This is a genomic window from Nakamurella panacisegetis, assembly GCF_900104535.1.
In the GTDB taxonomy this organism is placed as follows: domain Bacteria; phylum Actinomycetota; class Actinomycetes; order Mycobacteriales; family Nakamurellaceae; genus Nakamurella; species Nakamurella panacisegetis.
On record NZ_LT629710.1, the window covers coordinates 448,967 to 474,855 of the forward strand.

The window sequence follows — 25,889 nt, forward strand, 5'->3', positions numbered from 1 at the left end:
CTCAGTTCTGCTTGTCGCGCAATCGGATGGACTGGTTGAGACCGGTGACGAGTCCGGGGCCAGAGTAGATGAAACCGGTGTAGACCTGCAGCAGCGAGGCGCCCGCGTCGAGCATCGCCATCCCGTGTTCGGGGGTGGATATTCCACCGACGCCAATCACCGGAAGGTCGGTGTGACCGGCCACGAAGCGCACCACCTCCAACGCCCGGCGACGCAACGGAGCCCCCGACAGCCCCCCGGCCTGATCGGCCAGATCCCGGTCGGGACCGGCGATCCCGTCCCGGGACAGGGTGGTGTTGGTGGCGATGACGCCGGCGACGCCCTGCTCGTGACACACCTGCAGCAGTTCGGCGATGGCGCCGTCCGTCAGGTCAGGCGCGATCTTCACCAGGACCGGCAGCGGCGTGCGACCGGCAGCCAAGGCCCGGGCGCTGCCGGTCAGCGCACCCAGCAACTCGGCCAGCGGTCCTCGCTCCTGCAGCGACCGCAACCCGGGAGTGTTGGGCGACGAGACGTTGACCGCGATGTAGTCCGCGTGGTCGTGCACGGCCCGCAAGGAGGTCAGGTAGTCGCCCACCGCCTCCTCGACCGGCGTGACCTTGGACTTGCCGAGCGAGATGCCCAGCGGGATTCCGACCGGGCCGGCGGCGGCCAGGGTCGCGGCCAGCGCGGCGGCTCCGCGGTTGTTGAACCCCATCCGGTTGATGATCGCCTCGGACGCCTTGAGCCGGAACAGCCGCGGCTTGTCGTTGCCGGGCTGGGGTTTCGCGGTGACGGTGCCGAGTTCGGCGAACCCGAACCCGAGCGCCGGCCACGCCCGGACCGCAACGCCGTCCTTGTCCATCCCGGCGGCCAGGCCGACGGCGGACGGGAACCGGACACCGAACACAGTGCGCGGCACCTGGTTGCGGGCCAGCAGCAGGGACAGACCCTTGAACGCTGCCGGTGACCGTCCGATCGCCGACAACGCCCGCAGTGTGGCGTGGTGCGCGACTTCCGCGTCGCCGCGCCCCAGCCGGAACAGCACCGGACGGGCCAGCTTCCGGTACGGCCCTTCCAGTACGGTCACGCCTGGTGGCCGGCCGGCAGCGCCGCAGCCGCCTTGGCCCGCGCCGCGCGCAGCCGCTCCTGGAGCACCTGCAGCGGGGCCACACCGACATCGGAGCGGATGATCGCCTCGATGCCCTGGATCGCCGCGGCCGCTCCGGCCACGGTGGTGATGCACGGGATGTCGGCCGACACGGCCGCGGTGCGGATCTCGTAGCCGTCGACCCGGGTGCCGCTCTGTCCGTACGGGGTGTTGATGACCAGATCGACCTGGCCGGCCTTGATCAGGTCGACGATGTTGCCGTCGCCCTCGTAGTGCTTCCGCACCACGGTGACGTCCATTCCGTTGCGCTGCAACATCTCCGCCGTACCCTCGGTGGCCATGATGGTGAACCCCAGGTCGGCCAGCCGCTTCACCGGGAACACCATGGACCGCTTGTCGGCGTTGGCCACCGAGACGAAGATGGTGCCCTTGGTCGGCAGGGAGCCGTAGGACGCCGTCTGCGACTTGGCGAACGCCGGGCCGAAGGCCATGTCGACGCCCATCACCTCACCGGTGGACCGCATCTCGGGCCCGAGCAGGGAATCGACCCCGGTGCCGTCCGGGCGGCGGAACCGGTGGAACGGCATCACCGCTTCCTTCACCGACACCGGCGAACCGGCCGGCATCAGGCCGCCGTCCCCCTCGGCCGGGAGCAGCCCCTCGGCCCGCAGGGACTTGATCGTGGCCCCGGCCATGATCCGGGCCGCCGCCTTGGCCAGCGGCACCGCGGTCGCCTTGGAGCTGAACGGCACCGTCCGGCTGGCCCGCGGGTTCGATTCGATCACGTACAGCGTCTGGTCCTTCAGCGCGTACTGGACGTTGAGCAACCCGACCACGCGGCCGTTCAGCGCGATCGCCTCGGTGTGCGCCCGCACCCGCTCGATGTCGCTGCGGCCCAACGTGATCGGCGGCAGGACACAGGCCGAGTCACCGGAGTGGATGCCGGCCTCCTCGATGTGCTCCATCACGCCGCCCAGGTAGACCTCGGTGCCGTCGCACAGCGCGTCGACGTCGATCTCGATCGCGTCGTCGAGGAACCGGTCGACCAGCACCGGATGATCGTCGGTGATCTCGGTGGCCCGGGAGATGTAGTCGGCCAACGACGGCTCGTCGTAGACGATCTCCATCCCCCGGCCACCCAGGACGTACGAGGGCCGCACCAGCACCGGGTAGCCGATCCGCTCCGCAGCGACGCGCGCCTGCTCGAACGAGGTGGCCATGCCGAACGCCGGGGCCGGCAATCCGGCCCGGGTCAGCAGGTCGCCGAACCGGCCGCGGTCCTCGGCCAGATCGATGGCGTCCGAGGAGGTGCCGAGGATCTTGACCGGGATGCGGCCGGTGCCGTCGCGCCGGACGATCGACGCGCCGTCGAGCACGGACGCCAGCTTCAGCGGCGTCTGCCCGCCCAGGGTGACGATGACGCCGGCCACGGTGCCCGATTCCTGTTCGGCGGCAATGACCTCCAGGACGTCCTCGGCGGTCAGCGGCTCGAAGTACAGGCGGTCGGAGGTGTCGTAGTCGGTGGACACGGTCTCCGGGTTGCAGTTGACCATGACGGTCTCGTAGCCGGCCTCGCGGAGCGCGAGCGCGGCGTGCACGCACGAGTAGTCGAACTCGATGCCCTGGCCGATCCGGTTCGGCCCCGAGCCCAGGATGATGATCTTCTCCCGCTGCGTCTGCGGGGCGACCTCGGACTCGGCCGCCGGATCGGTCTCGTACGCCGAGTAGTGGTACGGCGTCGCCGCCTCGAACTCCGCGGCGCAGGTGTCGACCGTCTTGAACACCGGCCGGACGCCGAGCGACCAGCGCAGCTCCCGGACGTCGGCCTCGGAGCCGAGATCGGGCCGCAGCACCGAGATCTGCAGATCCGACAGGCCGTAGCGCTTGGCCGTCCGCAGCACGTCGGCGTCGATCACGGCGGCGTCGCGCAGCGCGTTGCCGGCCGAGGCGATGAGCTGGATCTGGCCCAGGAACCAGGGATCGATCCGGGTCGCCTGGAAGACCTGGTCGATGGTGGCACCCCAGGCGAGCGCGCGCTCGACGTCGTAGATCCGGCCGTCCAGCGGCTGCTTGATCTTCTCCAGCAGGGCGTCGACGTCGCCGGGCGGGGTGGCCGGGCCGGTCCAGAAGCCCGACGTCTTGGTCTCCATCGATCGCATGGCCTTGCCCAGCGCCTCGGCAAAGGACCGGCCGATGGACATGGCCTCCCCCACCGACTTCATGGTGGTGGTGAGCGTCGGGTCGGCGCCGGGGAACTTCTCGAACGCGAACCGCGGGATCTTGACCACGACGTAGTCCAGCGATGGCTCGAACGCGGCCGGCGTGGCCTTGGTGATGTCGTTGGCGATCTCGTCCAGGGTGTAGCCGATGGCCAGCTTGGCCGCGATCTTGGCGATCGGGAACCCGGTCGCCTTGGAGGCCAGGGCCGAGGAGCGGGAAACCCGCGGATTCATCTCGATGACGACCATCCGCCCGGTCGAGGGTTCGATGCCGAACTGGATGTTGCAGCCGCCGGTGGCCACGCCGACCGCCCGCAGGATCTTCAGTCCGAGGTCGCGCATGTCCTGGTACTCGCGGTCGGTCAGCGTCATCGCCGGGGCCACCGTCATGGAGTCGCCGGTGTGCACGCCCATCGGGTCGATGTTCTCGATGGAGCAGACCACGACCATGTTGTCGTGGGCGTCGCGCATCAGCTCGAGTTCGTACTCCTTCCAGCCCAGCACGCTCTCCTCGATCAACACCTCGTGGACCGGGGAAGCGGCCAGGCCGGTGACCGCGATCCGCTCGAGATCGGTGTCGGTGTAGGCCATCCCCGAACCGAGGCCACCCATGGTGAACGACGGCCGGATGACCACCGGGAGACCGAGCTCGGCCACCGTCGAGCGGACCTCCTCGATGGTGTGGCAGACGGCGGACCGCGGCACGTCACCGCCGACACCGCGGACGATGTCCTTGAAGATCTGCCGGTCCTCGCCGCGCTGGATGGCCGGGATGTCGGCACCGATCAGCTCGACGTCGTACTTCTCCAGCACTCCCGCCTCGGCGATGGCGATAGCCGTGTTCAGCGCCGTCTGCCCGCCCAGGGTGGCCAGCATGGCGTCCACCGGGAAGCCGCGCGCGGCCTGGTCGGCCAGCACCTTCTCCACGTACTCGGCGGTGATCGGCTCGATGTAGGTGGCGTCGGCGAACTCGGGGTCGGTCATGATCGTGGCCGGGTTGGAGTTGATCAGGGAGACGCGGATGCCCTCCTCGCGCAGCACCCGGCAGGCCTGGGTACCGGAGTAGTCGAATTCGCACGCCTGGCCGATGACGATCGGGCCGGACCCGATGACCAGGATGTGCTTGATGTCGGTGCGTGCGGGCATCAGGCTGAGGCCTTCCGGGGGGTGTCGTTGCGTTGGGACGGATCGCTCATCAAGGCGACGAAACGATCGAACAGGGCTTGGGCATCGTGCGGCCCGGCCGCCGCCTCGGGGTGGAACTGCACCGAGAAGGCCGGCACGTCAAGGCATTCCAGGCCCTCGACCACATTGTCGTTCAGGCACACGAAGCCGACCTGGACGCGGCCGAACTCGGTGTCGGAGACCGTGTCCAGCGGTGCGTCGACGGCGAACCCGTGGTTGTGGGCCGAGATCAGCACCCGGCCAGAGGCCCGCTCCAGCACCGGCTGGTTGATGCCGCGGTGGCCGAACTTGAGCTTGTAGGTGCCGAACCCGAGGGCCCGGCCCAGGATCTGGTTGCCGAAGCAGATGCCGAACAGCGGGATCCGGCGGGCCAGGATCTCGCGGGTCAGGGCCACCATCTCGGTCTGGGTGGCCGGATCGCCGGGACCGTTGGACAGGAAGACCCCGTCCACGCCGAGGGCTTCGATCTCCTCGATGGTGACGTCGCCCGGGACGACGACGGTGGTGATGCCGCGCTGGGCCATCATCCGCGGGGTGTTCGCCTTGATGCCCAGATCGACCGCGGCGACGCGGAACCGCGACTCGCCGGCGGCCGGCACCGTGTAGGGCTGGGCCGTGGTCACCTCGTCGGTCAGGTCGGCGCCCTCCATGCCGGGCTGGGCCCGCACTTGGGCCACCAGATCCTCGACCGAGCTCAGGGCGTCACCGGAGAAGATGCCGCAACGCATCGCCCCAGCGGTCCGCAGGTGCCGGGTCAACGCCCTGGTGTCCACCCCCGAGATCCCCACCACGTTCTGGGTTTCCATCTCGGCCGGCAGGCTGGAGGACGCCCGCCAGTTGGACGGTTCGGGCGACAGGTCGCGCACCACGTAACCGGCCACCCAGATGCGTCCGGATTCGTTGTCGTTCTGTTCCGGGCCGGCCACCCAGCCGGTGTTGCCGATCTGGGGAGCCGTGGCCACGACCACCTGACGACGGTACGACGGGTCGGTCAGCGTCTCCTGGTACCCGGTCATGCCGGTGGAGAAGACGGCCTCGCCGAAGGCGGAACCCGTTGCCCCGAAACCGGTGCCGCGGTAGACACGGCCGTCCTCGAGGACCAGAAGGGCGGTGGCGTTCGGAGTTGTTGTTGTCATGCCGTTGCTCCGTCGTTCGTGGTGGCGCCGGGAATGACGCCGGGAATGAGTTGCCGGGCGGTCTGGATCCATTCGGCCTGGGCCTGCAGGTCGTCCAGACGCAGACCCGAATCGACCTGGACGCCGCCCAGGTCCCAGGTGATGACCAGGACGCCGTCGGGCATGGCCATCACCTTGCCGGCGATGCCGGGGGCGGCGCCCACCGCGACGAGATCGGCGGCCGGGATGAAGATCGCGGTCTCCCCGACCCGGTCGATCAGCACGCCGCGCCGGCTCAGGTGCACCGTCGCCGCGGCCCGCCGGCCGAGGGTGTGGGCGACGATGCGGTCCTGCCAGGAACCGGCATTGGTGGTGGAGACGTAGAGCCCGGACAACGGTGCGCAGAGCTCGTCGCCGAGGTCGGCCGGCGCGGCCGGCGGGGCGGCCAGGTCGGACTGACGCGCTGCCCGGTGCCGCCAGCCGACCAGGATGCCGTAGGCCGACAGGAGGATCAGCGCGACCAGCACCAGGGTCAGGAGTAGTCGTTCCATCGTCAGACCTCCACGGTCGCGGCGGCCAGGACGCCGGCCCGGACGGTCGGTCGTCCGCGCAGGATGGTGGCGACCACCTTGCCGGGCAGCGTCATGCCCTCGAACGGCGTGTTGTCGGACAGGCTGGCCAGATCGTCCCCGCGCACGGTCCAGGTGGCGGCCGGGTCGACCAGGACCAGGTTGGCCGGCTCACCCTCGGCGATCGGCCGGCCGTGGTCGGCCAGACCGCCGATGACGGCCGGGTTCTCGCTCATCACCCGGGCCACCCCGCGCCAGTCGAGCAACCCCGTTGCCACCATGGTGGCGATGACGACGGACAGCGCGGTCTGCAGGCCGAGCATGCCCGGCTTCGCGTTGTCCCACTCGGTTTCCTTGTCCTGGATCGCGTGCGGGGCGTGGTCGGTGGCGACGATGTCGATCGTGCCGCCGGCCAGCGCCGTCCGCAACGCGGTGACGTCCGACGCCGTCCGCAGCGGCGGGTTGACCTTGAACACCGGGTCGTAGCCGATCGCGCGCTCGTCGGTGAGGATCAGATGGTGCGGGGTCACCTCGGCCGTGACCCGGGTACCGCGGGCCTTGGCGGCGGCGACGATCTCCACCGATCCGGCGGTGGACAGGTGGCAGACGTGCAGCCGGGAGTCGACGTGGTCGGCCAGCAGGCAGTCGCGGGCGATGATGGCCTCCTCGGCCACAGCGGGCCAGCCGGTCATCCCGAGGGTGGCCGACACGATGCCCTCGTGCATCTGGGCGCCGACGGTCAGCCGGGGCTCCTGGGCGTGCTGGGCGATGACTCCGTCGAACGCCTTCACGTATTCCAGGGCGCGGCGCATCAGCAGCGGGTCGGACACACAATCGCCGTCGTCGGAGAAGACGCGAACCCGGGCCGCGGAGGCAGCCATGGCCCCGAGTTCGGCCAGCCGCTCCCCTCTCCGGCCGACCGTGACGGCGCCGATCGGGAAGACGTCGACCAGGCCGGCCGCGACGCCCAGCCGGTACACCTGCTCGACCACCCCGGCGGTGTCGGCGGTCGGGTCCGTGTTGGGCATGGCGAAGATCGCCGTGTACCCGCCGAGCGCAGCGGCGGCCGAACCGGTGGCCACGGTCTCCGAATCCTCGCGCCCCGGCTCCCGGAGATGGGTGTGCAGGTCGACCAGGCCGGGCAGCACGATCAGTCCGGACCCGTCGATCCGTTCGGCCCCCGCGGCCCGGGGATCGGTGGACGCCGCGGCGCCGGCGACGGCCACCACGCCGTCCAGGAGCAGCAGGTCGGTGACCTCCTCGCCGTAGGGCCGGGCTCCGGTGATCAGTACCGCGCTCATCGTGTTCCTCTCGATCTGGGTCGGGTCGCCGGACGGACCCGGCTCGTCGCGTCGGCGTTCGGGCGCGGCCCGCTCGTGCCTGGTTGCGCCGCTCACTCGTCCCGACCGCCGGTGAGCAGCAGGTAGAGCACGGCCATCCGGACGGTGACCCCGTTGGCGACCTGCTCGACGATCACCGAACCGGCGCTGTCGGCGACCTGTGGGGTGATCTCCATCCCGCGGTTCATCGGGCCCGGGTGCATGACGATGCCGTGCCGGGCGAGCAGCGCGGCTCGCCGGGAATCCAGCCCGTAGGAGCGGCTGTACTCGCGTTCGGTCGGGAAGAACGCGCCACCCATCCGCTCGCGCTGCACCCGCAGCATCATCACCGCGTCGGCGCCGACCAGTGAGGCGTCCAGGTCGTAGGAGACGTCGGCCGGCCAGGTGTCGACCCCGACCGGCAGCAGGGTCGGCGGGGCGACCAGCGTCACCCTGACCCCGAGGGTCGACAGCAGCAGCACGTTGGAACGGGCGACCCGGGAGTGCAGGACATCACCGACGATCACCACCCGCCGGCCCTCCAGGCTGCCGCCCGGGGCCAGGTGCCGGCGCAGCGTGTAGGCGTCCAGCAGCGCCTGGGTCGGGTGTTCGTGGGTACCGTCGCCGGCGTTGATGACGTGACCGTCGACCCAGGCCGACAGCCGCTCCGGGGCCCCGGACGACGAGTGCCGGCAGACGACCGCGTCGGCTCCCATGGCCTGCAGGGTCAGCGCGGTGTCCTTGAGCGACTCGCCCTTGGACACCGAGGATCCCTTGGCCGAGAAATTGATGACGTCGGCCGAGAGCCGCTTGGCGGCGAGTTCGAACGAGATCCGGGTCCGGGTCGAGTCCTCGTAGAACAGGTTGACCACGGTCCGCCCACGGAGGGTGGGCAGCTTGCGGACCTCACGGCCGGCGATCGCCTGGTCGAGGCGGGTCGCGGTGTCCAGGATCCGCAGGGCGGCGTCCCGGTCCAGGTCGCCGGCGGACAGCAGGTGCCGGGGCAGGGCGCCGGCCGGAACGATGACCGGCGCGGCCGGGTTCTGGAGGATCGTCATCACTGCCCTCGGATCAGGTCGACACCGTCGACACCGTCGGATTCGGCCAGCCGGACGGCCACGTCGTCGGCCAGCGCGGTCGGGATGTTCTTCCCGACGTAGTCGGCCCGGATCGGCAACCGACGATGGCCGCGGTCCACGAGTACGGCCAGTTGCACCACCGCCGGGCGCCCGTGGTCGCGCAGCGCATCGAGGGCGGCCCGGACGGTGCGCCCGGAGTAGAGAACGTCGTCGACCAGGATGACGGTCGTCCCCTCGATCCCCGATTCCGGCAGGACCGTCTCCTCGAGGGCTCTCGGGGGGCGCCGACGCAGGTCGTCGCGGTACAGGGTGATGTCGAGCGAACCGACCGGATAGGCACGGCCGGTGAACGCGGTGAGCCGTTCGGCCAGCCGGCGGGCCAGATGGACGCCGCGGGTCGGAATCCCGACCAGCACCACTGAGGCGTCCCCGGTGCGTTCCAGGATCTGGTGGGCGATCCGGTCGATCGTCCGGCCGATGTCGGCCGCGGACAACAGGGACACCGTTCCGGCCGCGGAAGTCGCAGATGCCTCGGTGACGTGGGGATCGCCCTGGGAGCGATGGGGTCTACTGCGAGCGGAGGAAGCCGCTTCGGTCCGGTTCGGGCGCGCAGGCACTTTCGCCGACTCCTTTCCCGCCTCACTGGACGGCTTTAAAGGATGTCTCAAGGAAGTGGATCGCGGTGCGGCGCGAGCGCCGCCGACCGGTGACCCATTGGCCATGCTACCAACCGCGCTGGTGGCCTCCGACCGATCGCGGAGCGGAGGTGGCGGATGACCCTGCGTGACAGAAGTCGGCGCACCAACCCGCGGGTCGCAGTGGAACCATTGATGAGTTGCGACTACTCTGCGTGTTGGACGGTGACTCCACTGTCCATTGGGCCAGGATTTCTTCTCTTCGGCGGCCAGGAAGGCTGACATGACGCAGGACTACGCACGAGCGCTGGGGCAACGCCTGCGGTCGATTCGTGCTCAGCAGGGATTGAGCCTCCACGGGGTCGAGGAGAAGTCGGAAGGCCGCTGGAAGGCGGTCGTGGTGGGGTCCTACGAACGCGGCGACCGCGCCGTCACGGTCGCCAAGCTGGCCGAACTCGCTGAGTTCTACGGCGTCCCGGTCGCCGAGCTGTTGCCCGACGCGCGGGCCTCCCGCCGGGGCATGCCGGCCCCGAAGCTCGTCATCGACCTGCATCGGCTGTCCGAACTGCCGGCCCACCAGGCCGGTCCGCTGGCCCGGTACGCCGCCGCCATCCAGTCGCAGCGTGGTGACTACAACGGCAAGGTGCTGACCATCCGCGCCGAGGACCTGCGATCACTCGCAGTCATCTACGACATGTCGCCCGAGAGCCTGACCGAGCAGCTGGTCGGTTGGGGCGTTCTGCCGGCCGGGACCGAGCTCGAGTAGTCACTCCAGCTGTTCGCCGGACGCCGCGGTCACATCCTCCGGGATGGTGACCGCCGTCTCGGCGTGACGCCCTGATCCAAGGACTCCGCATCCAAGGACTCCACGTTCAGACGCGCCGCAGCTGCGGGGCGATCAGCAGGATCTGCCCGAGCACCCCGTTGATGAATCGCGGGGAGTTGTCCGTGGACAGTGACTTCGCCAGTTCGACCGCCTCGTCGACGGCGACCGCTGCCGGCACGTCGGGCGAGTACACCAACTCGTAGACGGCGATCCGCAGGATGGCGCGGTCCACAGCCGGCATCCGGTTAAGGGTCCAGCCTTCGGCGTGCTCGCTGAGCAGATCGTCGATGCGGGCCGCGTGGTCGGCGTAACCGCGGATGAGGGTCTCCGCGTACTCGCCGAGCGGCGCCGCCTCTTCGGAGTCGACCCGCTCGGACAGCACGTCCAACGGGTCGGCCCCGCGGGCGTCGGCGGCGTACAGCACATCAAGTGCGCGCTTGCGCGCCTTGGACCGGGCCGACATCAGCGGGCCGGCCGGGCAGCGTGAGAATGGATCACGTCAGCTGTTGACGCGGCCGAGGTAGCGACCGTCGCGGGTGTCGACCTTGATCTTGTCGCCGGTGTTCAGGAACAGCGGCACGTTGATCTCGGCACCGGTCTCCAACGTCGCCGGCTTGGTGCCGCCGGTGGACCGATCGCCCTGCAGACCGGGATCAGTGTGCGAGACGATCAGCTCGACCGAGGCCGGGAGTTCGACGAACAGGACCGCGCCGTCGTGCTGCGCGACCATCGCCTCCTGGTTCTCCAGCAGATAGTCGGCGACGCTCCCGACCGTCTGGGCCGGGACGTTGATCTGGTCGTAGGTGTCCTTGTCCATGAACACGAAGTCCGACCCGTCCTTGTACAGGAAGGTCATGTCGCGCTTGTCCACGGTCGCGGTGTCGACCTTGATCCCGGCGTTGAACGTCTTGTCGACGACCTTGCCCGACATCACGTTCTTCAGCGTGGTGCGGACGAAGGCGGGACCCTTACCCGGCTTGACGTGCTGGAACTCGGTGATGGTCCAGAGCTGCCCCTCCAGGTTGAGGACGAGGCCGTTCTTGAAGTCGCTGGTGGAAGCCATGAGGTGGTTGCGGTGCCTTTCGTGAAGAATTGCGTCAGATGCGTGGAGTGCTTGGGCAGCGGACACCGGGCGGGCGTCCCGCGGCGGCGCAAACCGCTACAGGACGACCAGATCGCGCGACGTCAGGGTGAGCACCTCGTACCCGGGGACACCCTGGTCGTTCTCCGGCGCTCGGACTACTCCGCTGTCCTCGATGCGGACCCCGCCGCGGCCCGGTAGATAGACCCCCGGCTCGACGGTGACACACATATCTGCCCTGATGATACCCGGTTGAGCCCGAGCCAGGCTCGGGGCTTCGTGGACCTGGAGGCCGATGCCGTGGCCCAGGCCGTGGGAGAACTGCGGCCCGTAGCCGGCGTCGGTGATGACGCTGCGGGCCGCTTGGTCGACGTCCCCGCCGATCGCGCCGACCACGGCGGCCTCCCGGCCGGCCCGCTGAGCCTCCGCGACGAGCTGGTAGATCTCCACCTGCCAATCGGCCGGATTTCCCAGCACGAAGGTGCGCGTCATGTCCGAGTGGTAGCCGCCGACGGCCGCGCCGAAGTCGAGTTTGAGCAGGTCACCGCGGCGCAGCGGAGCGGACGTTGGCCGATGGTGCGGGATGGCCGAGTTGGCGCCGGCGGCCACGATGGTCTCGAAGGCCGGATCCGAGGCGCCCAGCCGCCGCATCCGCTCGTCCAGGTCGAGCCCGACCTCCCGCTCGGTGCGGCCGGGCCGGAGTCCGCCGTCGGAGATCAGATCGGCCAGCGCCCGGTCGGCCACCGCGCAGGCGGTGCGCAGGGAGTCGATCTCGCCCTCATCCTTGACCGCGCGCAGCTGCTCGACCAGGTCGACCGTCTCCACCAGTTCGGCGTCGGCCGCCGCCTTGACCTGATCCCGGTGCGCGGCGACCGAGACCAGGGCCGCCTCGAATCCCACCCGGCCGCCGGCCGCGGCCAGCAGGGCCAGGTCGCACGGACGGTCGATACGCCGGGTGAGGTCGGGGACCTCGGCCGCTGACTGGGTCTCGTAGCGGCCGTCGGTGCAGAACACGCTCTCGCCGACCACCCGCACCAGCAGGGCCGCATTGGAACCGGTGAACCCGGTGAGGTACCGGATGTTGATCAGGTCGGTGACCAACAGAGCATCCAATCCCTGATCGGCCAGCACCTTCTGCAGGGCGGCCCGGCGGCGGGCGGTGGCGCTCATCGGGCCGCCTCCGCGTCGGCCGAGGCCTCGCCCGAGCGGTGCCGGTCGGCCGCGATGTACTGCAGGGCCAGCTCGTACCCGGCCACGCCGAGTCCGGCGATCACGCCGGTGGCCACGGCCGACACGACCGAACGATGACGGAACTCCTCGCGGGTGTGCACGTTGCTGATGTGCACCTCGACCAGCGGCGCGGTGCGCTGGGCGACGGCGTCACGCAGGGCGATCGAGTAGTGGGACCAGGCGGCCGGATTGAGCACCACCGGCGTGCCGGCGTCGGCCGCGGCGTGCAGCCAGCCGATCATCTCGGCTTCGTCGTCGGTCTGCCGGACCTCGACCTGGAGCCCCAGGGCGGCACCGTGCGCGGTGACCCGCTCGGCCAGCTCGGAGTGGGTGGTCGAGCCGTAGACCAGCGGCTCCCGTGCGCCGAGCCGTCCGAGGTTGACTCCGTTGAGCACCAGAACCTTTGTCATCACTGCCCTTTCAGCCACGTTCAGTTGTTTCCATACCGCGGGCGAGGCCGGTGACCCGACCGCCGGCCCCGAGACGACTGCTCAGCGGGGCCCGCGTTGCGCGCACGTCGACCACGCGTTCACAGCTGGACGAGGCCGGGGGTGCGGCGCCGACCGGCGACCACCGAGTAGGCCGCGGCCAGGAGGGACGGGTCCGGACCGGCCAACCGGCCCGGCTTGGCCAGCCCGTCCAGGACGACGAACCGGAGCATCCCGGAGCGGGTTTTCTTGTCCGAGCCCATGATCTTCACCAGTTCTCCCAGCGCATCCGGGTCGTAGGTGGTGGGCAGGCCGAGCGCGTGCAGGACCTCCAGATGGCGATCCGCGGTCGCGTCGTCCAGCCGTCCGGCCGCCCGGGCCAGTTCGGCGGCGAACACCATGCCGACCGACACCGCCGCGCCGTGGCGCCAGCGGAACTTCTCCCGCTTCTCGATCGCGTGGGCCAACGTGTGACCGTAATTGAGAATCTCGCGGAGATCGGACTCCCGCAGATCAGCGGCCACCACCTCGGCCTTGACCGTCACCGCCCGCCGCACGAGTTCGGCCAGCTCCGGCGTCGTCGGGTCGGTGGCCCGGGCCCGATCGGATTCGATGATCGTCAGGATCTGCGGATCGGCGATGAACCCGCACTTGACGACCTCGGCCAGGCCGGCCACCAACTCGTTGGGCGGCAACGACTCCAGCGTGGCCAGATCGACGATCACGGCGCTCGGCTCGTAGAACGAGCCGACCATGTTCTTGCCGGCGCCGGTGTTGATGCCGGTCTTGCCGCCGACGGCCGCGTCGACCATGGCCAGCAGGGTGGTCGGCACGTTGATCAGCCGGACGCCGCGCATCCAGGTGGCCGCGGCGAACCCGGCCAGGTCGGTGACGCTGCCGCCGCCGAGGCCGATCACCAGATCCCTACGGTCCAGACCGATCTCGCCGAAGACGTCCCAGCAGAAGCCGAGCACCTCCAGCTTCTTCCCGTCCTCGGCGTCGGGAACCTCGAGCAGGTGGGTGTCGATCCCCGCCTCCAGCAGGGCTTCCCGCACGGCGTCGGCTGTCTGGGCCAGGGTCGGGGCGTGGACCAGGGCAGCCTTGGTGGTCCGGGGGTCCGCCACCGCCGCCGCGACCAGCTCGTCCAGCAGGCCCCGGCCGATGGTCACGTCGTAGGGCGCTGCGCTCTTCACGGCGACGACAACGGGCTCGGTCACGCCAGCTCCAACTTCTCGATGATGATCCGCGCGACCTCGGCCACGCTCAGGTTGTCGGTCTCGACCTCGTGTCGGGCGATCTCCCGGTAGAGCGGCAGCCGCGCGTCCAGCAACGCCTTGTAGGTGGCGCGCGGGTTCAGCCCGGCCAGCAACGGCCGGTTCGAGGCCAGCCCGGTGCGCCGGACCCCGGTCGACATCGACAGGCTGAGGAAGACCACCGGCGCCCCGGCCAGGATGGCGCGGGTCTCCGGGGCGAGGATCGCTCCCCCACCGAGGGCCAGCACACCGCGGTGTTCGCCCAGGGCGCGGCGCACCGCGGTGCGCTCGAGATCTCTGAAGTGCGGTTCGCCGTCCTGCGTGAAGATGTCCGGGATGCTCTTGCCGGCCATCTGCTCGATGTCGTTGTCGGTGTCGCGCAGCGCGAGTCCGGTCGCCCGGGCGATGGCCGCGCCGACGCTCGACTTACCGGAACCGGGCGGACCGATCAGGACGACGGCCGGACGGTCGACGGCGCCCGCGAGCGTGTCGTCCCGCTCGGCTGAGGCTTCGGACTGCGCGTCCGGAGCTTCCCGCCGGGCCATGGCCCGGGCGCGGTCGGACGCACTGCCGGGGCCCGGGCGGACCGTCGGGTCGGACATCGAGCTCAGGACGCGGCGGCGGCGTCGGAGTGCGCCGCATCGGCCGGGATCGGCAGCGTGTCGGCCAGGGTGGCCAGGTATGACGTCACGTTGCGGCGGGTCTCGGTGACCGAGTCGCCACCGAACTTCTCGACCACCGCGTCGGCGACGACCAGCGCCACCATGGCCTCGGCGACCACGCCGGCCGCCGGGACGGCACAGACGTCGCTGCGCTGGTGGATGGCCACGGCCGGCTCGCCGGTGACGACGTCCAGGGTGGCCAGGGCGCGCGGCACGGTGGAGATCGGCTTCATCGCCGCCCTCACCCGCAGCACCTCGCCGTTGGTCATACCGCCCTCGATGCCGCCGGCCCGGTTGGAGCGGCGGGTCACCCCGGGGTGGCGCGGATCGATCTCGTCGTGGGCCTGGGACCCCCGGCGGCGGGCGGTGGCGAAGCCGTCGCCGATCTCGACGCCCTTGATCGCCTGGATGCCCATCAGCGCCGCGGCCAGCCGCGCGTCGAGCTTGCGGTCACCCTGCACGAAGGAGCCGAGCCCCGGCGGCAGGCCGTAGACCAGTACCTCGACCACGCCGCCGAGGGTGTCGCCGTCGGCCTTGGCCGCCTCGATCTCGGTGACCAGCGCGTCGGTCGAGCGCGGGTCGAGGGCGCGGACCGGGGACTGGTCGATGGTCTCGCGGTCGGCCGGGGTGGGAAGGGGGCCGTCGACCGCGTCGGCGTCACCGATGGACACGACGTGCGAGACGACCTCGGCCCCGAGGACCTCGCGGAGGAACTGCTGGGCGATGGTGCCGAGGGCGACGCGGGCCGCGGTCTCCCGAGCCGATGCGCGTTCCAGCACCGGGCGGGCGTCGTCGAACCCGTACTTCTGCATGCCGGCCAGGTCGGCGTGACCAGGGCGCGGGCGGGTCAGGGGCGCGTTGCGGGCCAGGCCGGCCAGCACGTCGGCATCGACCGGGTCCGGGGCCATGATCTGTTCCCACTTGGGCCACTCGGTGTTGGCGATCTGCACCGCGATCGGCCCACCCAGGGTGATCCCGTGACGGACCCCGCCGAGCAGTGACACGACGTCCTGCTCGAACTTCATCCGGGCGCCGCGGCCGTAGCCGAGGCGGCGCCGGGCCAGTTGCAGGGCGATGTCGGGAGTCCCTACCGGTACACCGGCAGGCAGTCCCTCGAGGACGGCGACGAGTGCAGGTCCATGTGATTCCCCTGCCGTGATCCAGCGCAACACGTTGGTCATTCTCCCACGGCTCGACGAACCCGATTCCCCCGCCGACTCCGACCGTCACGACCGGGTCGCGGCGTCAGTGGGCGGCGACCCAGGCGGCGTAGGCGTCGTGGACGACCCGGATCATGTCGTCGACGTCGTCGGTGAGGTGGATCAGCGACAGATCGGCGATGCCGACGTTGCCGGCTCCGGCCACCGATCGGTGGATCCAGTCGACCAGCCCGCCCCAGTACTCGGTGCCGAACAGCACCACCGGGAACTTGGTGACCTTCTTCGTCTGCACCAGGGTCAGCGCCTCGAACAGCTCGTCGAGGGTCCCGAAGCCGCCGGGCAGGCAGACGAAGGCCTGCGAGTACTTGACGAACATCGTCTTCCGGGCGAAGAAGTAGCGGAAGTTGATGCCGAGGTCGACGTACTGGTTGATGCCCTGCTCGAACGGCAGCTCGATGCCCAGTCCGACCGACATGCCGCCGGCCTCCTTGGCGCCGCGATTCGCCGCCTCCATGATCCCGGGCCCGCCTCCGGTGATCACCGCGAAGCCCTCACCGGCCAGGGCGCTGCCGATCGCCATGGCCTTGGCGTAGTCCGGGTGGTCGGGCTTGGTCCGGGCGCTGCCGAACACGGTCACCGCGCGGGGCAGGCCGGCCAGGGCGCCGAAGCCTTCGACGAACTCGGCCTGGATCCGCATGACGCGCCACGGGTCGGTGTGTACCCAGTCCGTCGGGCCGCGGGAGTCGAGCAGCCGCTGGTCGGTGGTGCTGGTGCTGCGGCTCTGCTCACCGCGCAGGACCACGGGGCCGCGGTGCTTCTCCCCGGACGGCTCGCGCCCGTCGAGCGAGATCTCGTTATTCGTCACGACCGCCACAGTAGGGCGTCGCAGTTCCCGCGCGGCCGCTGGTCCACGCGATTCGTCTCAGAACGAGACAGCCCTCACCTCGGGTGCTGCGGTGTGATCACGCGGTGGCGCCCAACGACGAGTGTCACGGACGGTCCAACGAAGGAGTCCCATGACTGCCACGATCAGCCCTCCCACCGCCGACTCGCTCAGCACCATCCCCGACCAGCCGCCGGCCCCGGTCGGCAACCCCACCGTGGTCGGGGTGCCGTTGTTCGTCGTCGGAAGCGTCGCCCTGGGGCTGCAACAGGTCGGATTCGTCTCGGCCGCGGCCGGCGGAGCGCCGCTGGCCATCATCCTGGCCGCCACCGGTCTGGGCACGCTGCTGGCCGCGATCTGGGCCATGGCCCTCGGTCAGAGCGCGGTGGCCGGGGTGTTCGCGATCTTCGCCGGCTTCTGGCTGAGCTACGGGCTGTTGCTGCTGGGTCTTGACCACAACTGGTTCGCGCTCGCCCCCGCGGACGTCACCGACACGGTCGAGCTGTTCCTGATCGCGTGGCTGGTGATCATCGTGCTGCTGACCGTCGGAACGCTGCGGCTGCCGCTGGCCTTCACCGCGGTGTTCGTGCTGATCGATCTCTCGCTGCTGGCCACGCTGCTGGCCACGGTCAACGCCTCCACCGGTCTGGCCCATCTGGGCGGCTACCTGGCTCTGGCCTTCGCGGCGGTCGGCGCGTACCTGTTCGTCGACGCCTGCGTGCAGACCACCGGGGGCCGGGCATTGCCCCTGGGCCGGCCGGTCCAGCACTGACCGGTCAGGCCAGGAAGGTCCGCAGCACTTCGGTCATCTCGCGGATCTGCTGCATCGACACCCACTCCTCGCGGGTGTGGGCCAGCGACGGATCACCGGGTCCGTAGTTGACCGCCGGGATGCCGAGGGCGGCGAAGCGGGCGACGTCGGTCCAGCCGTACTTGGCCACCGCCACCCCGCCGGCCGCGGCCACGAATTCGGCCGCGGCCGGCGCCGACAGTCCGGGCAGGGCGCCGGCCGCGACATCGAGCACGTCCACCTGGAAGCCGTCGAACAGTTCCTTCAGCAGGCCGACCGCGTCGTCGGCGTCCCGATCGGGGGCGAACCGGAAGTTGACCTTGACCGTGCACTCGTCCGGAATGACGTTGGACGCGACGCCGCCGCTGATCGAGACGGCGTTGAGCCCCTCCCGGTAAAGGCAGCCGTCGATGTCGACGCTGCGGGCCGGGAAGGCCCGGAGCCGGTTCAGCACCTCGGCGGCGCCGTGGATCGCGTTGTCCCCCAACCAGGATCGCGCGGCATGGCTGCGGCGGCCGCGCACCGTCACGGCGGCCGCGGCGGTCCCCTGGCAACCGGCCTCGACCTGGGCGTTGGTCGGTTCGCCGAGGATGGCCAGGTCGGCCGCCAGCCATTCGGGCCGTTCGCGCTCGATCCGGGTCAGGCCGTTGCGTTCGTGTTCGATCTCCTCGCAGTCGTAGAACACGAAGGTGAGATCGCGTGACGGGTTCTCCAGGGTCGCCGCGAGGTGCAGCAACATCGCGTCGCCCGATTTCATGTCGGTGGTGCCGCAACCGCGCAGGATGTCGCCCTCGGTCACCGACGGCACGTTGTCGGCGATCGGCACCGTGTCGATGTGGCCGGCCAGCAGCACCCTGGTCGGGCGTTCGAGCGCCGTCCGGGCCAGGACCGAGTTGCCCAGCCGCAGCACCTCCAGCCGTCCCAGGGCGCGGAGCGCGGTCTCGATGGCGTCCGCGATCGGGCCCTCGGCGCCGGACACCGACGGGATGTCCACCAGCGTCCGCGTCAGGTCGGCCGGGTCGGCGAACAGATCGAGCGGGACCACGACGGGCGCTGGGGACGACATGGGTTCAGATCGTAGTCAGCCCAGGTCCCCCAGGCCGTCGCCATCCCCGGGCCCGGCCGTCCCCCAGGCCGTCGTCATCCCCGGGCCCGGCCGTCCCCCAGGCCGTCGACCGGAATGACATTTGCGCTCCAGCGGCCGTTTCCGGTGAATATCATTCCGGTCGATGCTTGACCAGCCCCGGTCGACGCTTGACCAGCCCCGGTCGACGCTTGACCAGCCCTTTGCATGTGCGCCCGTACGGTGACCGGTGTGCGTAAGCCGATTATCTGGTCCGTGGCCGCCGTCGTCCTGATCGGGGTGGTGGTGGCCGGTGTCGTGCTGGCCGTGCACGCGTTCAACTCGGGAACGGTGGCCGCGGGCCCGGAGTGCACGGTTCCCTCCGATGCTCCGGCCTCGACGTCGACTGCGGCGGCGACTCCGGTTGACACCTACCCGCAGGCCGTCCAGCTGCAGAACGCGTCCACCATCAACGCCGTGGGGATGTCCCGCGGGCTGCCGCAGCGGGCCCGGATCATCGCCCTGGCCACCGCCTACCAGGAGTCGGGGCTGCGCAACCTGCCCTCCGGTGACCGGGATTCGCTCGGCCTGTTCCAGCAACGGCCCTCGCAGGGCTGGGGAACGAAGACGCAGATCATGGACCCGGTGTACGCGGCCGGAAAGTTCTACGACGCCCTGGTGCAGGTGAAGGGCTGGCAGCGGATGTCGCTGACCAAGGCAGCCCAGGCCGTGCAGTACTCCGGCTTCCCGGCCGCGTACGCGAAGTGGGAAGGGCAGGCCGCCACCCTGGCCGCGGCGTTGGGCGGGGACGCCGAGCTCCGGCTGTCCTGCATCGCCGGCGCCCAGGCCCCGACGGCCGACGCCCCCGTTCGCAAGGCCCTGGCCGGCACCGGCTCCGCGCCGACCGCGATCAAGACGGTGCTGGCCGCGGCCCAAGCCGAACTGGGCGGCCTGAAGGTGGTGTCGGTCCAGGGTTCCACCGCCGTACTCAGCGTCAGCGTGCCCGGGGTCTCCGCGGCTCAGGCCGGCCGGGCCCTGGCTGCCTGGGCCGTCGCGCACAGCACCGGGTTCGCCGTCACCGACGTGTCGGTCGAGGCCCAGGAATGGACCGACCACGTGTGGCAGGCCGCGCCGACCACCCGGCCCGCGGGCCAGGTGTCGATCACCACCTCGTAGGTGCGTCGAACCGCCGGCCCGGGTCGATAGGGTCGGGGTATGACGACCGACGCTGTTGCTCCCCTCGGCGCCCACGGCGCCGGCCTGGCCTCCCGCACCGCCGACGGGACGATCCTGGACGTCTGGTTCCCGGCGCCGGTTCTCGTCACGGACGGCCAGATCGCGGGCGGTCAACCGGATCTCGCGCCAGCCGAACGCGCTGACGCGGTCCGCGGCGTCGACGTGGTCGCGCTCACCGCCACCATCACGGATCTGGATGGACCGCCGGTCGACACCGCCGACGCCTACCTGCGGCTGCACCTGCTGTCGCACCGACTGGTGCGGCCCCGCTCGATCAACCTGGACGGCATCTTCGCGCTGCTGCCCAACAACGTCTGGACCTCCGTGGGGCCGGTGCCGGTCGAGACGGTCGAGCAGGTCCGCCTGAACGCCGCGGTGGCCGGCCAGCGGCTGACCGTGTACGGAGTCGACAAGTTCCCGCGCATGACGGACTACGTCGTCCCGTCCGGCGTCCGGATCGCCGACGCCGACCGGGTCCGGCTCGGCGCGCACCTGGCCGCCGGAACCACCGTCATGCACGAGGGTTTCTGCAACTTCAACGCGGGCACGGTCGGCACCTCGATGGTGGAGGGCCGGATCTCTCAGGGCGTCATCGTGGGCGACGGCAGCGACATCGGCGGCGGCGCCTCGATCATGGGCACCCTGTCCGGCGGCGGCAAGGACCAGGTCACCATCGGTGCCGGTTGCCTGCTGGGCGCGAACTCCGGGGTGGGTATCTCGCTCGGTGACGGGTGTGTGGTCGAGGCCGGCCTGTACCTCACCGCCGGAACGAAGCTGACGCTGATCGCCGACGGCGAATCGCGCGTGGTCAAAGCACGCGAACTCTCCGGCGCGGCCGGGTTGCTCTTCCGCCGCAACTCGCTGTCCGGCGCGGTCGAGGCGGTTCCCCGGTCCGGCTCGTGGGGCGGGCTGAACTCGGTGCTGCACGCGCAGTAGCCGGGCATCGTCGGGCCGTCCCGCGCGCCGGACCGGCTCGTTCATCCGGGTACGGAATACTCGCGAACGTGCCGACGACGCCTGGGTCCAGCCCGCAGAGTTCGACCACCGTTCGCCGGCGTTCCGCCCCCCGGCCGGCGCCCCACCCGGCCGTCACCCTTCACGTCGACCCGCCGCTGGACAACGCCGTGCTCGCCCCGCCCCGTCCGGCCCCGCGCCGTCCCGGCCTCATTCCCACCGAGATCGCCGACGCCCTCTCCACCGTCCTGACCAAGGCCACCGAGGCGATCCGTGAGCACGAGACGGGCAGCCGCGCGGGTGCGGACATCGAGAACGTGCACCAGATGCGGGTGGCCACCCGACGCATCCGGGCCTACCTCAAGGCGGCCAAACCGGCGCTGGACGCCGCGGCCGCTGATGGGCTGCGCGGTGACCTGTCGGACCTGGCTGGCGCCCTGGGCGAGGTGCGGGACCTCGACGTCATGATCGCCCGGATGCACTCCGAGGCGGCGGCTCTGGGTGAGCCGGACACGTCCGCTCTGGAAAAGCTCATCGGCCGGCTCGACGCCGACCGAGGCGTGGCCCGCCGGGCCCTGGTCCAGCAGCTCGACGATCCGGGTTACCAGTCGCTGCTGGCCGAACTCGACGAGGCGGCCCGCCGTCCGCCGGTGGCCGATCCCTGGACCGATCTGGCCGCCCTCGGAGCGGCCGAGTACGACAAGCTGGCCCGGGCCCATCACCGGTTGGCCCGGCAGTTCGGGGGCAATCCACCCGACGACGACCTGCACGCTCTCCGGATCTGGGGCAAGCGCGCCCGGTACGCGGCCGAACTGCAGAAGAAGACCAAGCCCGTCGCCGCCTTCCTGGAGGCGCTGGCCCACTTCCAGGAGGTACTCGGCGACCACCAGGACGCGAGCGTCCTGGAGGATCAGCTGCGCGCCATGGTCGCCGCCTCCGGCGATCCGGCGGCGGCGATCGCCGCCGGGCGCGTCATCGAGGGTGGCCGTCGCCGCAAGCGGGAGGCTCGGGCCGCCTATCCGGCGGCGTGGAAGGCAGTGGCCCGCGCCGCCCGATCCGCCTACCGGGCGGACTGAGCCTGGCCGTCAGGACGCCGGACCCGACTGAGCCTGGCCGTCAGGACGACAGACGTGCGACCGCGCTGTCGATCCGCTCGTCGGTCGCGGTGAACGCGACCCGTATATGACTGGATCCCGCCGGTCCGTAGAAGGTGCCCGGCGCGACCAGGATCCCCCGTTCGGCCAGCCAGTGCACCGAGTCCATGGCCGGTTCGCCGCGGGTGCACCACAGGTACAACCCGGCTTCGGAGTTCCCGATGGTGAACCCGGCGTCGTCGAAGGCTTCCATCAGCTTGGACCGCCGGTCGCCGTACCGCAGACGCTGGGCCATGGCGTGGCCGTCGTCGTCCAGGGCGGCCGCGGCCGCGGCCTGGATCGGTGCCGGCAGGATCATCCCGAGGTGACGGCGCAGGTCGAGCAACCCGGCGATCAGGGCCGGGTCGCCCGAGATGAAACCGGCGCGGTACCCGGCCATGTTCGACCGCTTCGACAGTGAATGCACCGCCAGCAGGCCGGTGAAGTCGCCGCCGCAGACCTCGCGATGCAGGATCGACACCGGGTTGGAATCCCACCCGAGGTCGATGTAGCACTCGTCGGCGACCACGATCGTGCCGCGGGCCCGCGCCCAGTTGATGACCTTGGTCAGGTGCTCGGTGGGCAGCACCCTCCCGGTCGGATTCGACGGGGAGTTCAGCCAGATCATCGCCGGTTTCTCGGGTCCCAGCGCGGTCAGGCCGTCGGCCCGGACGACCGTGGCGCCGGCCATCAACCCGCCGACTTCGTAGGTGGGATAGGCGATCTCGGGTATCACGAGGACGTCCCCGGGGCCGAACCCGAGCTGGGTCGGCAGCGAGGCGACCAGTTCCTTCGAGCCGATGGTGGGCAACACCGCCATCGGATCGATGTCGACCCCGTGGCTGCGATCCATCCACCTCGAGTAGGCCAGCCGCAACTCCGGGGTGCCGTGCACCGTCGGGTAGCCCGGAGCGTTCGAGGCGTCGGCGAGCGCTGTCCGCACCGGTCCCGGCACCCGGTCGACCGGTGTGCCGACCGACAGGTCGACCATCCCCGCCGGGTGGGCCCGGGCGATCTCGGCCGCCCCGGCCAGCTGATCCCAGGGGAACTGGGGCAGCCGTCCGCCCGGCGTGGACCTGGTCATTGGTTGCGCCATGACTGTCGCCGTTACGTCCGTCAGTGCCCCTCGCCCATCGGTGGCAGTGCGGCGATGAACGGGTCGTCGGTGCCGGTCTTTCCGACCTTGGAGGCACCGCCCGGGGATCCCAGATCGTTGAAGAAGTCGACGTTGGCCCGGGTGTACTCGCCCCACGCGGCCGGAACGTCGTCCTCGTAGAAGATGGCCTCGACCGGGCAGACCGGTTCGCACGCTCCGCAGTCGACGCACTCGTCGGGGTGGATGTACAACATCCGATCGCCTTCGTAGATGCAGTCGACCGGACACTCCTCGACACACGCCCGGTCGAGGACATCGACACACGGTTCGGCAATCACATAGGTCACGGCGAGTCTCCACGCGAGGTTGTACGGGTCTACGGCGAAATATCAAACAGTGATCAGTATCCCCTGTCGTCGGACACCTGTTGCACCGAGTTGGGCGTGAGGTTGCCCGAACCCGGGCCGTCGCCCGTCGCCGGCGGGCCTGACCGGGTCTGGATCTGGGCGTGCAGATGGTCTCCCCACAGGGTTCCGACGGAGGCCGCAGCCCCGAGTACGCACACGCCCAACAGGGTCATGAACTGCCACCCGGTGCGCCACGCGATCGGTGCGCCCGCATAGAGGCGGTTGCTGCTCAGGTACAGCCAGACCGTGACGACGAACCACACCAGGACCGGCAGGGCGGCGGCGAACATCCGGCCGGTGAGTCGATAGGTCAGCCGCGGCAGCAGGGTCACCACCAGCGCCACCGGCACGATCACCAGCGGCAGCGGCACCGACCCGGAGTAGGCCGGCAGGAAGAACACCCCGTACAGGGCGACCACCCCGGACAACGCCGCGAGGACGCCGACCAGGATCCAGTCGAGCGGTGACCTGGTCACGAGTCGAGCCCGGCGAACAGGTCGGTGGCCGCGGGCGGCAGTGGTGCGCCGCTCAGGAGTTTGAAGCATTCGACGTCGGTGAGTGGCTGGGCGATCCGGTTGGACAACGCGAATCCGCCGGGCAACACCTCGATCTGGGTGGCGTGGGCCGCCAACGCCGACCGGCGATGTCCATCGACCCCACGGACGTCGATCGTCACCGCGACGTCGCCGGCGTCGGCCAGGTAGCCCATGTCGGCCGGTGTGGCCGGCCGGTAGCCGGCCGGGACGGCGAGCCGGGACAGGGCAGCTTGCGCGGCACCAGCGGACCGGACCGCAGCCAGCACCCTGGGCACCCGTCCCGCGGCTGCGGCAACGGCCACCTCGTGGGTGGCGATGTGGTCCGGGTGCCCGTATCCCCCATCGGCGTCGTAGGTCAGCAGCACGTCCGGCTGCACCTGCTCGATCACCTCGACCAGGGCCCGCACCGCCTGCTCGTGGTCGGGTCCGCCGGACCGGGCCCGGAGGAAGGCTCGGGGATGGTCGGCCGACGGCGTGCCGATCATCCCGGAGTCACGGAAGGCGCCGACTCCACCCAGGAACCGGTGGTCGGTGATGCCGAGGGCGGCGCACGCCGCACGCAGTTCGGTGTACCGGTAGCCGCCCAGTTGATCGGCGAACGCGGCGGTCAGGCCCTGCAACTCCTCGCCGATCACCTCACCCTCCTCGCCGAGGGTGGCGGTCACCACGGTGACGGCCACTCCGTCGGCGACGCACCGGGCCAGGGTGCCGCCCATGGTGATCGACTCGTCATCGGGATGGGCGTGAACCGCCAGCACTCGGCGCAGGGACATGGGGTCAGGGTAGGCGACGGTCAACGCCCGGCGCGGTGCGCGGCCCGCACGCCCAGCGGCAGTGAGAGCGCGATCAGCACCGCACATCCGGCGAAGGTCCAGGGATACCCGACCCCGCCGGCCGCCACCAACCCGACGAGCAGGGCACCGATCGCGGTACCGGCGTCGTAGGCGGCGTTCCACACCGCGCTAGCGGTGGTCACGTTCGCCGGGCCGGCCAGAACGAAGGCGACCAGCAGGGTCACGTTCTGCGCACCGCCGTACCCGATGCCGAGCGCGGCTGCCCCGACCAGCACCGCCGTCGCCGACGACGCGCTCAGCCCGGCCGCGACGAGGCCGAGACCGGCCGCCCCGATCAGGAGGGAGACGGCCAGCAGCCCCCGATGCCCGAACCGGTCGGCCAGCACCCCGACCCGCCACCGGGCCAGCGCGCCGGTGGCCCCGAAGACCAGTAGGCCGACCGTGGCCAGTGATCCCTCGGGCCGGGCCACCGGCAGGAACGTCAACACGCCGCCACCGGAGAGCGTCATCACCAGGAGCACGGCCGTGATGCCGGAGATCCGCCGGACGGTGGCCACCGCGTCGACCGGGTGATCCACCGGGCCGGCCGGGGCGTCCACCGGCCGCATCGACCGGGTGATGGACCGGATCAGCGGCAGTGCCAGCAGCGGCGCGGCGGCGACGACGGCCACCACGGAGAAATGGCCGGCCGCGGTGAGCGCGACCCCGACCGGCACCGCCGCCAGATTCGGGACGGCGATGGCCAGGCCGTAGATGCCGATGGCCTCACCCCGCCGGCCCTGCGGGACCAGGCGGCTGGCCACCAACGGCATCAGCACCGTGATGACGGCGAAACCTAGCCCGCGCAGGGCCGAGACGAACAGCACCCAGGCGAACGAGTGACCGATCAGGTACAGCGGCGCGGGGCCGCCGAGCGCGACCAGGCCCGCACCCAGCACCCGAGCCGGCCCGAACCGGTTGACGAGCGCCGGGACCAGGGTCTGGGTCCCCACCGTGCTGAGCAGCATCACGGTGGTGACCAGACCGGCCGCCCCGGCCGACGCACCGATCCGGATGCCGTAGAGCGGCAGCGAGGACAGGGTCAGGAAGAAGCTGGCGAACGCGAGCACACACAGGTAAGCCAGACCACGCATACCCCGCAGACGC

At 70.7% G+C, this 25,889-nt stretch carries 26 protein-coding genes; 5 read left to right on the forward strand and 21 right to left on the reverse strand.

Translation table 11 applies throughout. The features are described 5' to 3' along the window. Position 1: 1 nt before the first annotated feature. The 7 genes from BLS97_RS02005 to pyrR form a co-directional block, all read right to left on the reverse strand. A complete protein-coding gene (locus BLS97_RS02005) occupies positions 2-1,069 on the reverse strand; it encodes a quinone-dependent dihydroorotate dehydrogenase (protein ID WP_197676359.1) in 1,068 nt (355 codons plus the stop codon). Then, complete coding sequence (gene carB / locus BLS97_RS02010; protein WP_090474310.1) at positions 1,066-4,455, reverse strand: carbamoyl-phosphate synthase large subunit; 3,390 nt, start codon at positions 4,453-4,455, stop codon at positions 1,066-1,068. The genes BLS97_RS02005 and carB overlap by 4 nt, the downstream gene beginning before the upstream one ends. Beyond that, a complete protein-coding gene (gene carA, locus BLS97_RS02015; protein WP_090474312.1) occupies positions 4,455-5,630 on the reverse strand; it encodes a glutamine-hydrolyzing carbamoyl-phosphate synthase small subunit in 1,176 nt (391 codons plus the stop codon). The genes carB and carA overlap by 1 nt, the downstream gene beginning before the upstream one ends. Further along, positions 5,627-6,160, reverse strand: a complete 534-nt coding sequence (locus BLS97_RS02020) for a PH-like domain-containing protein (protein ID WP_090474314.1) — start codon at positions 6,158-6,160, stop codon at positions 5,627-5,629. The genes carA and BLS97_RS02020 overlap by 4 nt, the downstream gene beginning before the upstream one ends. Positions 6,161-6,162: 2 nt before the next feature. Then, complete coding sequence (locus BLS97_RS02025; protein WP_090481091.1) at positions 6,163-7,479, reverse strand: dihydroorotase; 1,317 nt, start codon at positions 7,477-7,479, stop codon at positions 6,163-6,165. Between the two features lie 92 nt (positions 7,480-7,571). Next, positions 7,572-8,504 carry an aspartate carbamoyltransferase catalytic subunit gene (locus BLS97_RS02030; protein ID WP_090481094.1) on the reverse strand — a complete coding sequence of 311 codons (933 nt, stop codon included), beginning with the start codon at positions 8,502-8,504 and terminating at the stop codon, positions 7,572-7,574. Positions 8,505-8,554: 50 nt separating this feature from the next. Further along, entirely contained in the window at positions 8,555-9,193 is a 639-nt protein-coding gene (gene pyrR / locus BLS97_RS02035; protein WP_407938029.1) for a bifunctional pyr operon transcriptional regulator/uracil phosphoribosyltransferase PyrR, read from the reverse strand. A 301-nt stretch (positions 9,194-9,494) separates the two neighbouring features. On the opposite strand from pyrR, the gene bldD reads away from it, so the two are divergent. Continuing rightward, entirely contained in the window at positions 9,495-9,977 is a 483-nt protein-coding gene (gene bldD / locus BLS97_RS02040; RefSeq protein ID WP_090474317.1) for a transcriptional regulator BldD, read from the forward strand. A 106-nt stretch (positions 9,978-10,083) separates the two neighbouring features. On the opposite strand, the gene nusB is transcribed toward bldD, so the two are convergent. From nusB to BLS97_RS02080, 8 genes are all read right to left on the reverse strand, one after another. Further along, positions 10,084-10,500 carry a transcription antitermination factor NusB gene (nusB, locus tag BLS97_RS02045; protein ID WP_090474319.1) on the reverse strand — a complete coding sequence of 139 codons (417 nt, stop codon included), beginning with the start codon at positions 10,498-10,500 and terminating at the stop codon, positions 10,084-10,086. Between the two features lie 36 nt (positions 10,501-10,536). After that, the gene (gene efp, locus BLS97_RS02050) at positions 10,537-11,100 is read right to left on the reverse strand and encodes an elongation factor P (RefSeq protein WP_090474320.1); all 564 of its coding nucleotides are present in this window, start codon (positions 11,098-11,100) and stop codon (positions 10,537-10,539) included. Between the two features lie 96 nt (positions 11,101-11,196). Then, entirely contained in the window at positions 11,197-12,288 is a 1,092-nt protein-coding gene (locus BLS97_RS02055; protein ID WP_090474321.1) for a M24 family metallopeptidase, read from the reverse strand. Further along, complete coding sequence (gene aroQ / locus BLS97_RS02060) at positions 12,285-12,758, reverse strand: type II 3-dehydroquinate dehydratase (protein ID WP_090474322.1); 474 nt, start codon at positions 12,756-12,758, stop codon at positions 12,285-12,287. The genes BLS97_RS02055 and aroQ overlap by 4 nt, the downstream gene beginning before the upstream one ends. A gap of 119 nt (positions 12,759-12,877) precedes the next feature. Further along, on the reverse strand, positions 12,878-13,993 hold the full coding sequence (aroB, locus tag BLS97_RS02065; RefSeq protein ID WP_090474324.1) for a 3-dehydroquinate synthase: 1,116 nt from the start codon (positions 13,991-13,993) through the stop codon (positions 12,878-12,880). Continuing rightward, positions 13,990-14,631 (reverse strand): shikimate kinase, encoded by a 642-nt coding sequence (locus tag BLS97_RS02070; RefSeq protein ID WP_231988312.1) that lies wholly within the window; start codon positions 14,629-14,631, stop codon positions 13,990-13,992. Before BLS97_RS02070 ends, aroB begins: the two co-directional genes overlap by 4 nt. Before the next feature lie 5 nt (positions 14,632-14,636). After that, positions 14,637-15,863 carry a chorismate synthase gene (gene aroC, locus BLS97_RS02075; protein WP_090481102.1) on the reverse strand — a complete coding sequence of 409 codons (1,227 nt, stop codon included), beginning with the start codon at positions 15,861-15,863 and terminating at the stop codon, positions 14,637-14,639. Positions 15,864-15,936: 73 nt separating this feature from the next. Next, the gene (locus BLS97_RS02080; protein ID WP_090481105.1) at positions 15,937-16,716 is read right to left on the reverse strand and encodes an LOG family protein; all 780 of its coding nucleotides are present in this window, start codon (positions 16,714-16,716) and stop codon (positions 15,937-15,939) included. A 151-nt stretch (positions 16,717-16,867) separates the two neighbouring features. Here BLS97_RS02080 and BLS97_RS02085 point away from each other — a divergent pair, with 151 nt between their 5' ends. After that, positions 16,868-17,506: a GPR1/FUN34/YaaH family transporter gene (locus BLS97_RS02085; RefSeq protein WP_090474326.1), complete on the forward strand. Its 639-nt coding sequence runs from the start codon at positions 16,868-16,870 to the stop codon at positions 17,504-17,506. Between the two features lie 4 nt (positions 17,507-17,510). Here the strand turns inward: BLS97_RS02085 and dapE are convergent, their stop codons facing one another. Beyond that, positions 17,511-18,590, reverse strand: coding sequence for a succinyl-diaminopimelate desuccinylase (gene dapE, locus BLS97_RS02090; RefSeq protein WP_197676362.1), 1,080 nt, complete (start codon positions 18,588-18,590; stop codon positions 17,511-17,513). 249 nt (positions 18,591-18,839) lie between these two features. Between dapE and BLS97_RS02095 the strand changes: the two genes are divergently transcribed. The 3 genes from BLS97_RS02095 (at position 18,840) to BLS97_RS02105 (ending at position 21,853) form a co-directional block, all read left to right on the forward strand. Then, positions 18,840-19,763 carry a hypothetical protein gene (locus BLS97_RS02095; protein ID WP_157695116.1) on the forward strand — a complete coding sequence of 308 codons (924 nt, stop codon included), beginning with the start codon at positions 18,840-18,842 and terminating at the stop codon, positions 19,761-19,763. 39 nt (positions 19,764-19,802) lie between these two features. Next, positions 19,803-20,759, forward strand: coding sequence for a 2,3,4,5-tetrahydropyridine-2,6-dicarboxylate N-succinyltransferase (dapD, locus tag BLS97_RS02100; RefSeq protein ID WP_090474331.1), 957 nt, complete (start codon positions 19,803-19,805; stop codon positions 20,757-20,759). A gap of 68 nt (positions 20,760-20,827) precedes the next feature. Continuing rightward, entirely contained in the window at positions 20,828-21,853 is a 1,026-nt protein-coding gene (locus BLS97_RS02105) for a CHAD domain-containing protein (RefSeq protein WP_157695117.1), read from the forward strand. A gap of 40 nt (positions 21,854-21,893) precedes the next feature. Here BLS97_RS02105 and dapC read toward each other — a convergent pair whose 3' ends face one another. Genes dapC through BLS97_RS02130 form a run of 5 tightly spaced genes read right to left on the reverse strand, consistent with a single transcriptional unit; the run spans position 21,894 to position 25,876 of the window. Beyond that, positions 21,894-22,994 (reverse strand): succinyldiaminopimelate transaminase, encoded by a 1,101-nt coding sequence (gene dapC, locus BLS97_RS02110; RefSeq protein ID WP_090474333.1) that lies wholly within the window; start codon positions 22,992-22,994, stop codon positions 21,894-21,896. A gap of 32 nt (positions 22,995-23,026) precedes the next feature. After that, positions 23,027-23,353 (reverse strand): ferredoxin, encoded by a 327-nt coding sequence (gene fdxA / locus BLS97_RS02115; RefSeq protein WP_090474335.1) that lies wholly within the window; start codon positions 23,351-23,353, stop codon positions 23,027-23,029. Between the two features lie 53 nt (positions 23,354-23,406). Next, positions 23,407-23,889: a hypothetical protein gene (locus tag BLS97_RS02120; RefSeq protein ID WP_090474336.1), complete on the reverse strand. Its 483-nt coding sequence runs from the start codon at positions 23,887-23,889 to the stop codon at positions 23,407-23,409. After that, on the reverse strand, positions 23,886-24,722 hold the full coding sequence (gene mshB / locus BLS97_RS02125; RefSeq protein WP_090474338.1) for an N-acetyl-1-D-myo-inositol-2-amino-2-deoxy-alpha-D-glucopyranoside deacetylase: 837 nt from the start codon (positions 24,720-24,722) through the stop codon (positions 23,886-23,888). The genes BLS97_RS02120 and mshB overlap by 4 nt, the downstream gene beginning before the upstream one ends. A 20-nt stretch (positions 24,723-24,742) precedes the next feature. Then, a complete protein-coding gene (locus BLS97_RS02130) occupies positions 24,743-25,876 on the reverse strand; it encodes an MFS transporter (RefSeq protein ID WP_090474339.1) in 1,134 nt (377 codons plus the stop codon). Between the last annotated feature and the right edge of the window lie 13 nt (positions 25,877-25,889).

What these genes read in the sequence shown, in the direction of transcription:
- carB (WP_090474310.1), bottom strand. Translation starts at nt 4,455, where the DNA reads ATGCCCGCACGCACCGACATCAAGCACATCCTGGTCATCGGGTCCGGC.
- carA (WP_090474312.1), bottom strand. Translation starts at nt 5,630, where the DNA reads ATGACAACAACAACTCCGAACGCCACCGCCCTTCTGGTCCTCGAGGAC.
- BLS97_RS02020 (WP_090474314.1), bottom strand. Translation starts at nt 6,160, where the DNA reads ATGGAACGACTACTCCTGACCCTGGTGCTGGTCGCGCTGATCCTCCTG.
- BLS97_RS02025 (WP_090481091.1), bottom strand. Translation starts at nt 7,479, where the DNA reads ATGAGCGCGGTACTGATCACCGGAGCCCGGCCCTACGGCGAGGAGGTC.
- bldD (WP_090474317.1), top strand. Translation starts at nt 9,495, where the DNA reads ATGACGCAGGACTACGCACGAGCGCTGGGGCAACGCCTGCGGTCGATT.
- nusB (WP_090474319.1), bottom strand. Translation starts at nt 10,500, where the DNA reads ATGTCGGCCCGGTCCAAGGCGCGCAAGCGCGCACTTGATGTGCTGTAC.
- efp (WP_090474320.1), bottom strand. Translation starts at nt 11,100, where the DNA reads ATGGCTTCCACCAGCGACTTCAAGAACGGCCTCGTCCTCAACCTGGAG.
- BLS97_RS02055 (WP_090474321.1), bottom strand. Translation starts at nt 12,288, where the DNA reads ATGAGCGCCACCGCCCGCCGCCGGGCCGCCCTGCAGAAGGTGCTGGCC.
- aroQ (WP_090474322.1), bottom strand. Translation starts at nt 12,758, where the DNA reads ATGACAAAGGTTCTGGTGCTCAACGGAGTCAACCTCGGACGGCTCGGC.
- BLS97_RS02070 (WP_231988312.1), bottom strand. Translation starts at nt 14,631, where the DNA reads ATGTCCGACCCGACGGTCCGCCCGGGCCCCGGCAGTGCGTCCGACCGC.
- BLS97_RS02085 (WP_090474326.1), top strand. Translation starts at nt 16,868, where the DNA reads ATGACTGCCACGATCAGCCCTCCCACCGCCGACTCGCTCAGCACCATC.
- dapE (WP_197676362.1), bottom strand. Translation starts at nt 18,590, where the DNA reads ATGTCGTCCCCAGCGCCCGTCGTGGTCCCGCTCGATCTGTTCGCCGAC.
- dapD (WP_090474331.1), top strand. Translation starts at nt 19,803, where the DNA reads ATGACGACCGACGCTGTTGCTCCCCTCGGCGCCCACGGCGCCGGCCTG.
- dapC (WP_090474333.1), bottom strand. Translation starts at nt 22,994, where the DNA reads ATGACCAGGTCCACGCCGGGCGGACGGCTGCCCCAGTTCCCCTGGGAT.
- mshB (WP_090474338.1), bottom strand. Translation starts at nt 24,722, where the DNA reads ATGTCCCTGCGCCGAGTGCTGGCGGTTCACGCCCATCCCGATGACGAG.
- BLS97_RS02130 (WP_090474339.1), bottom strand. Translation starts at nt 25,876, where the DNA reads ATGCGTGGTCTGGCTTACCTGTGTGTGCTCGCGTTCGCCAGCTTCTTC.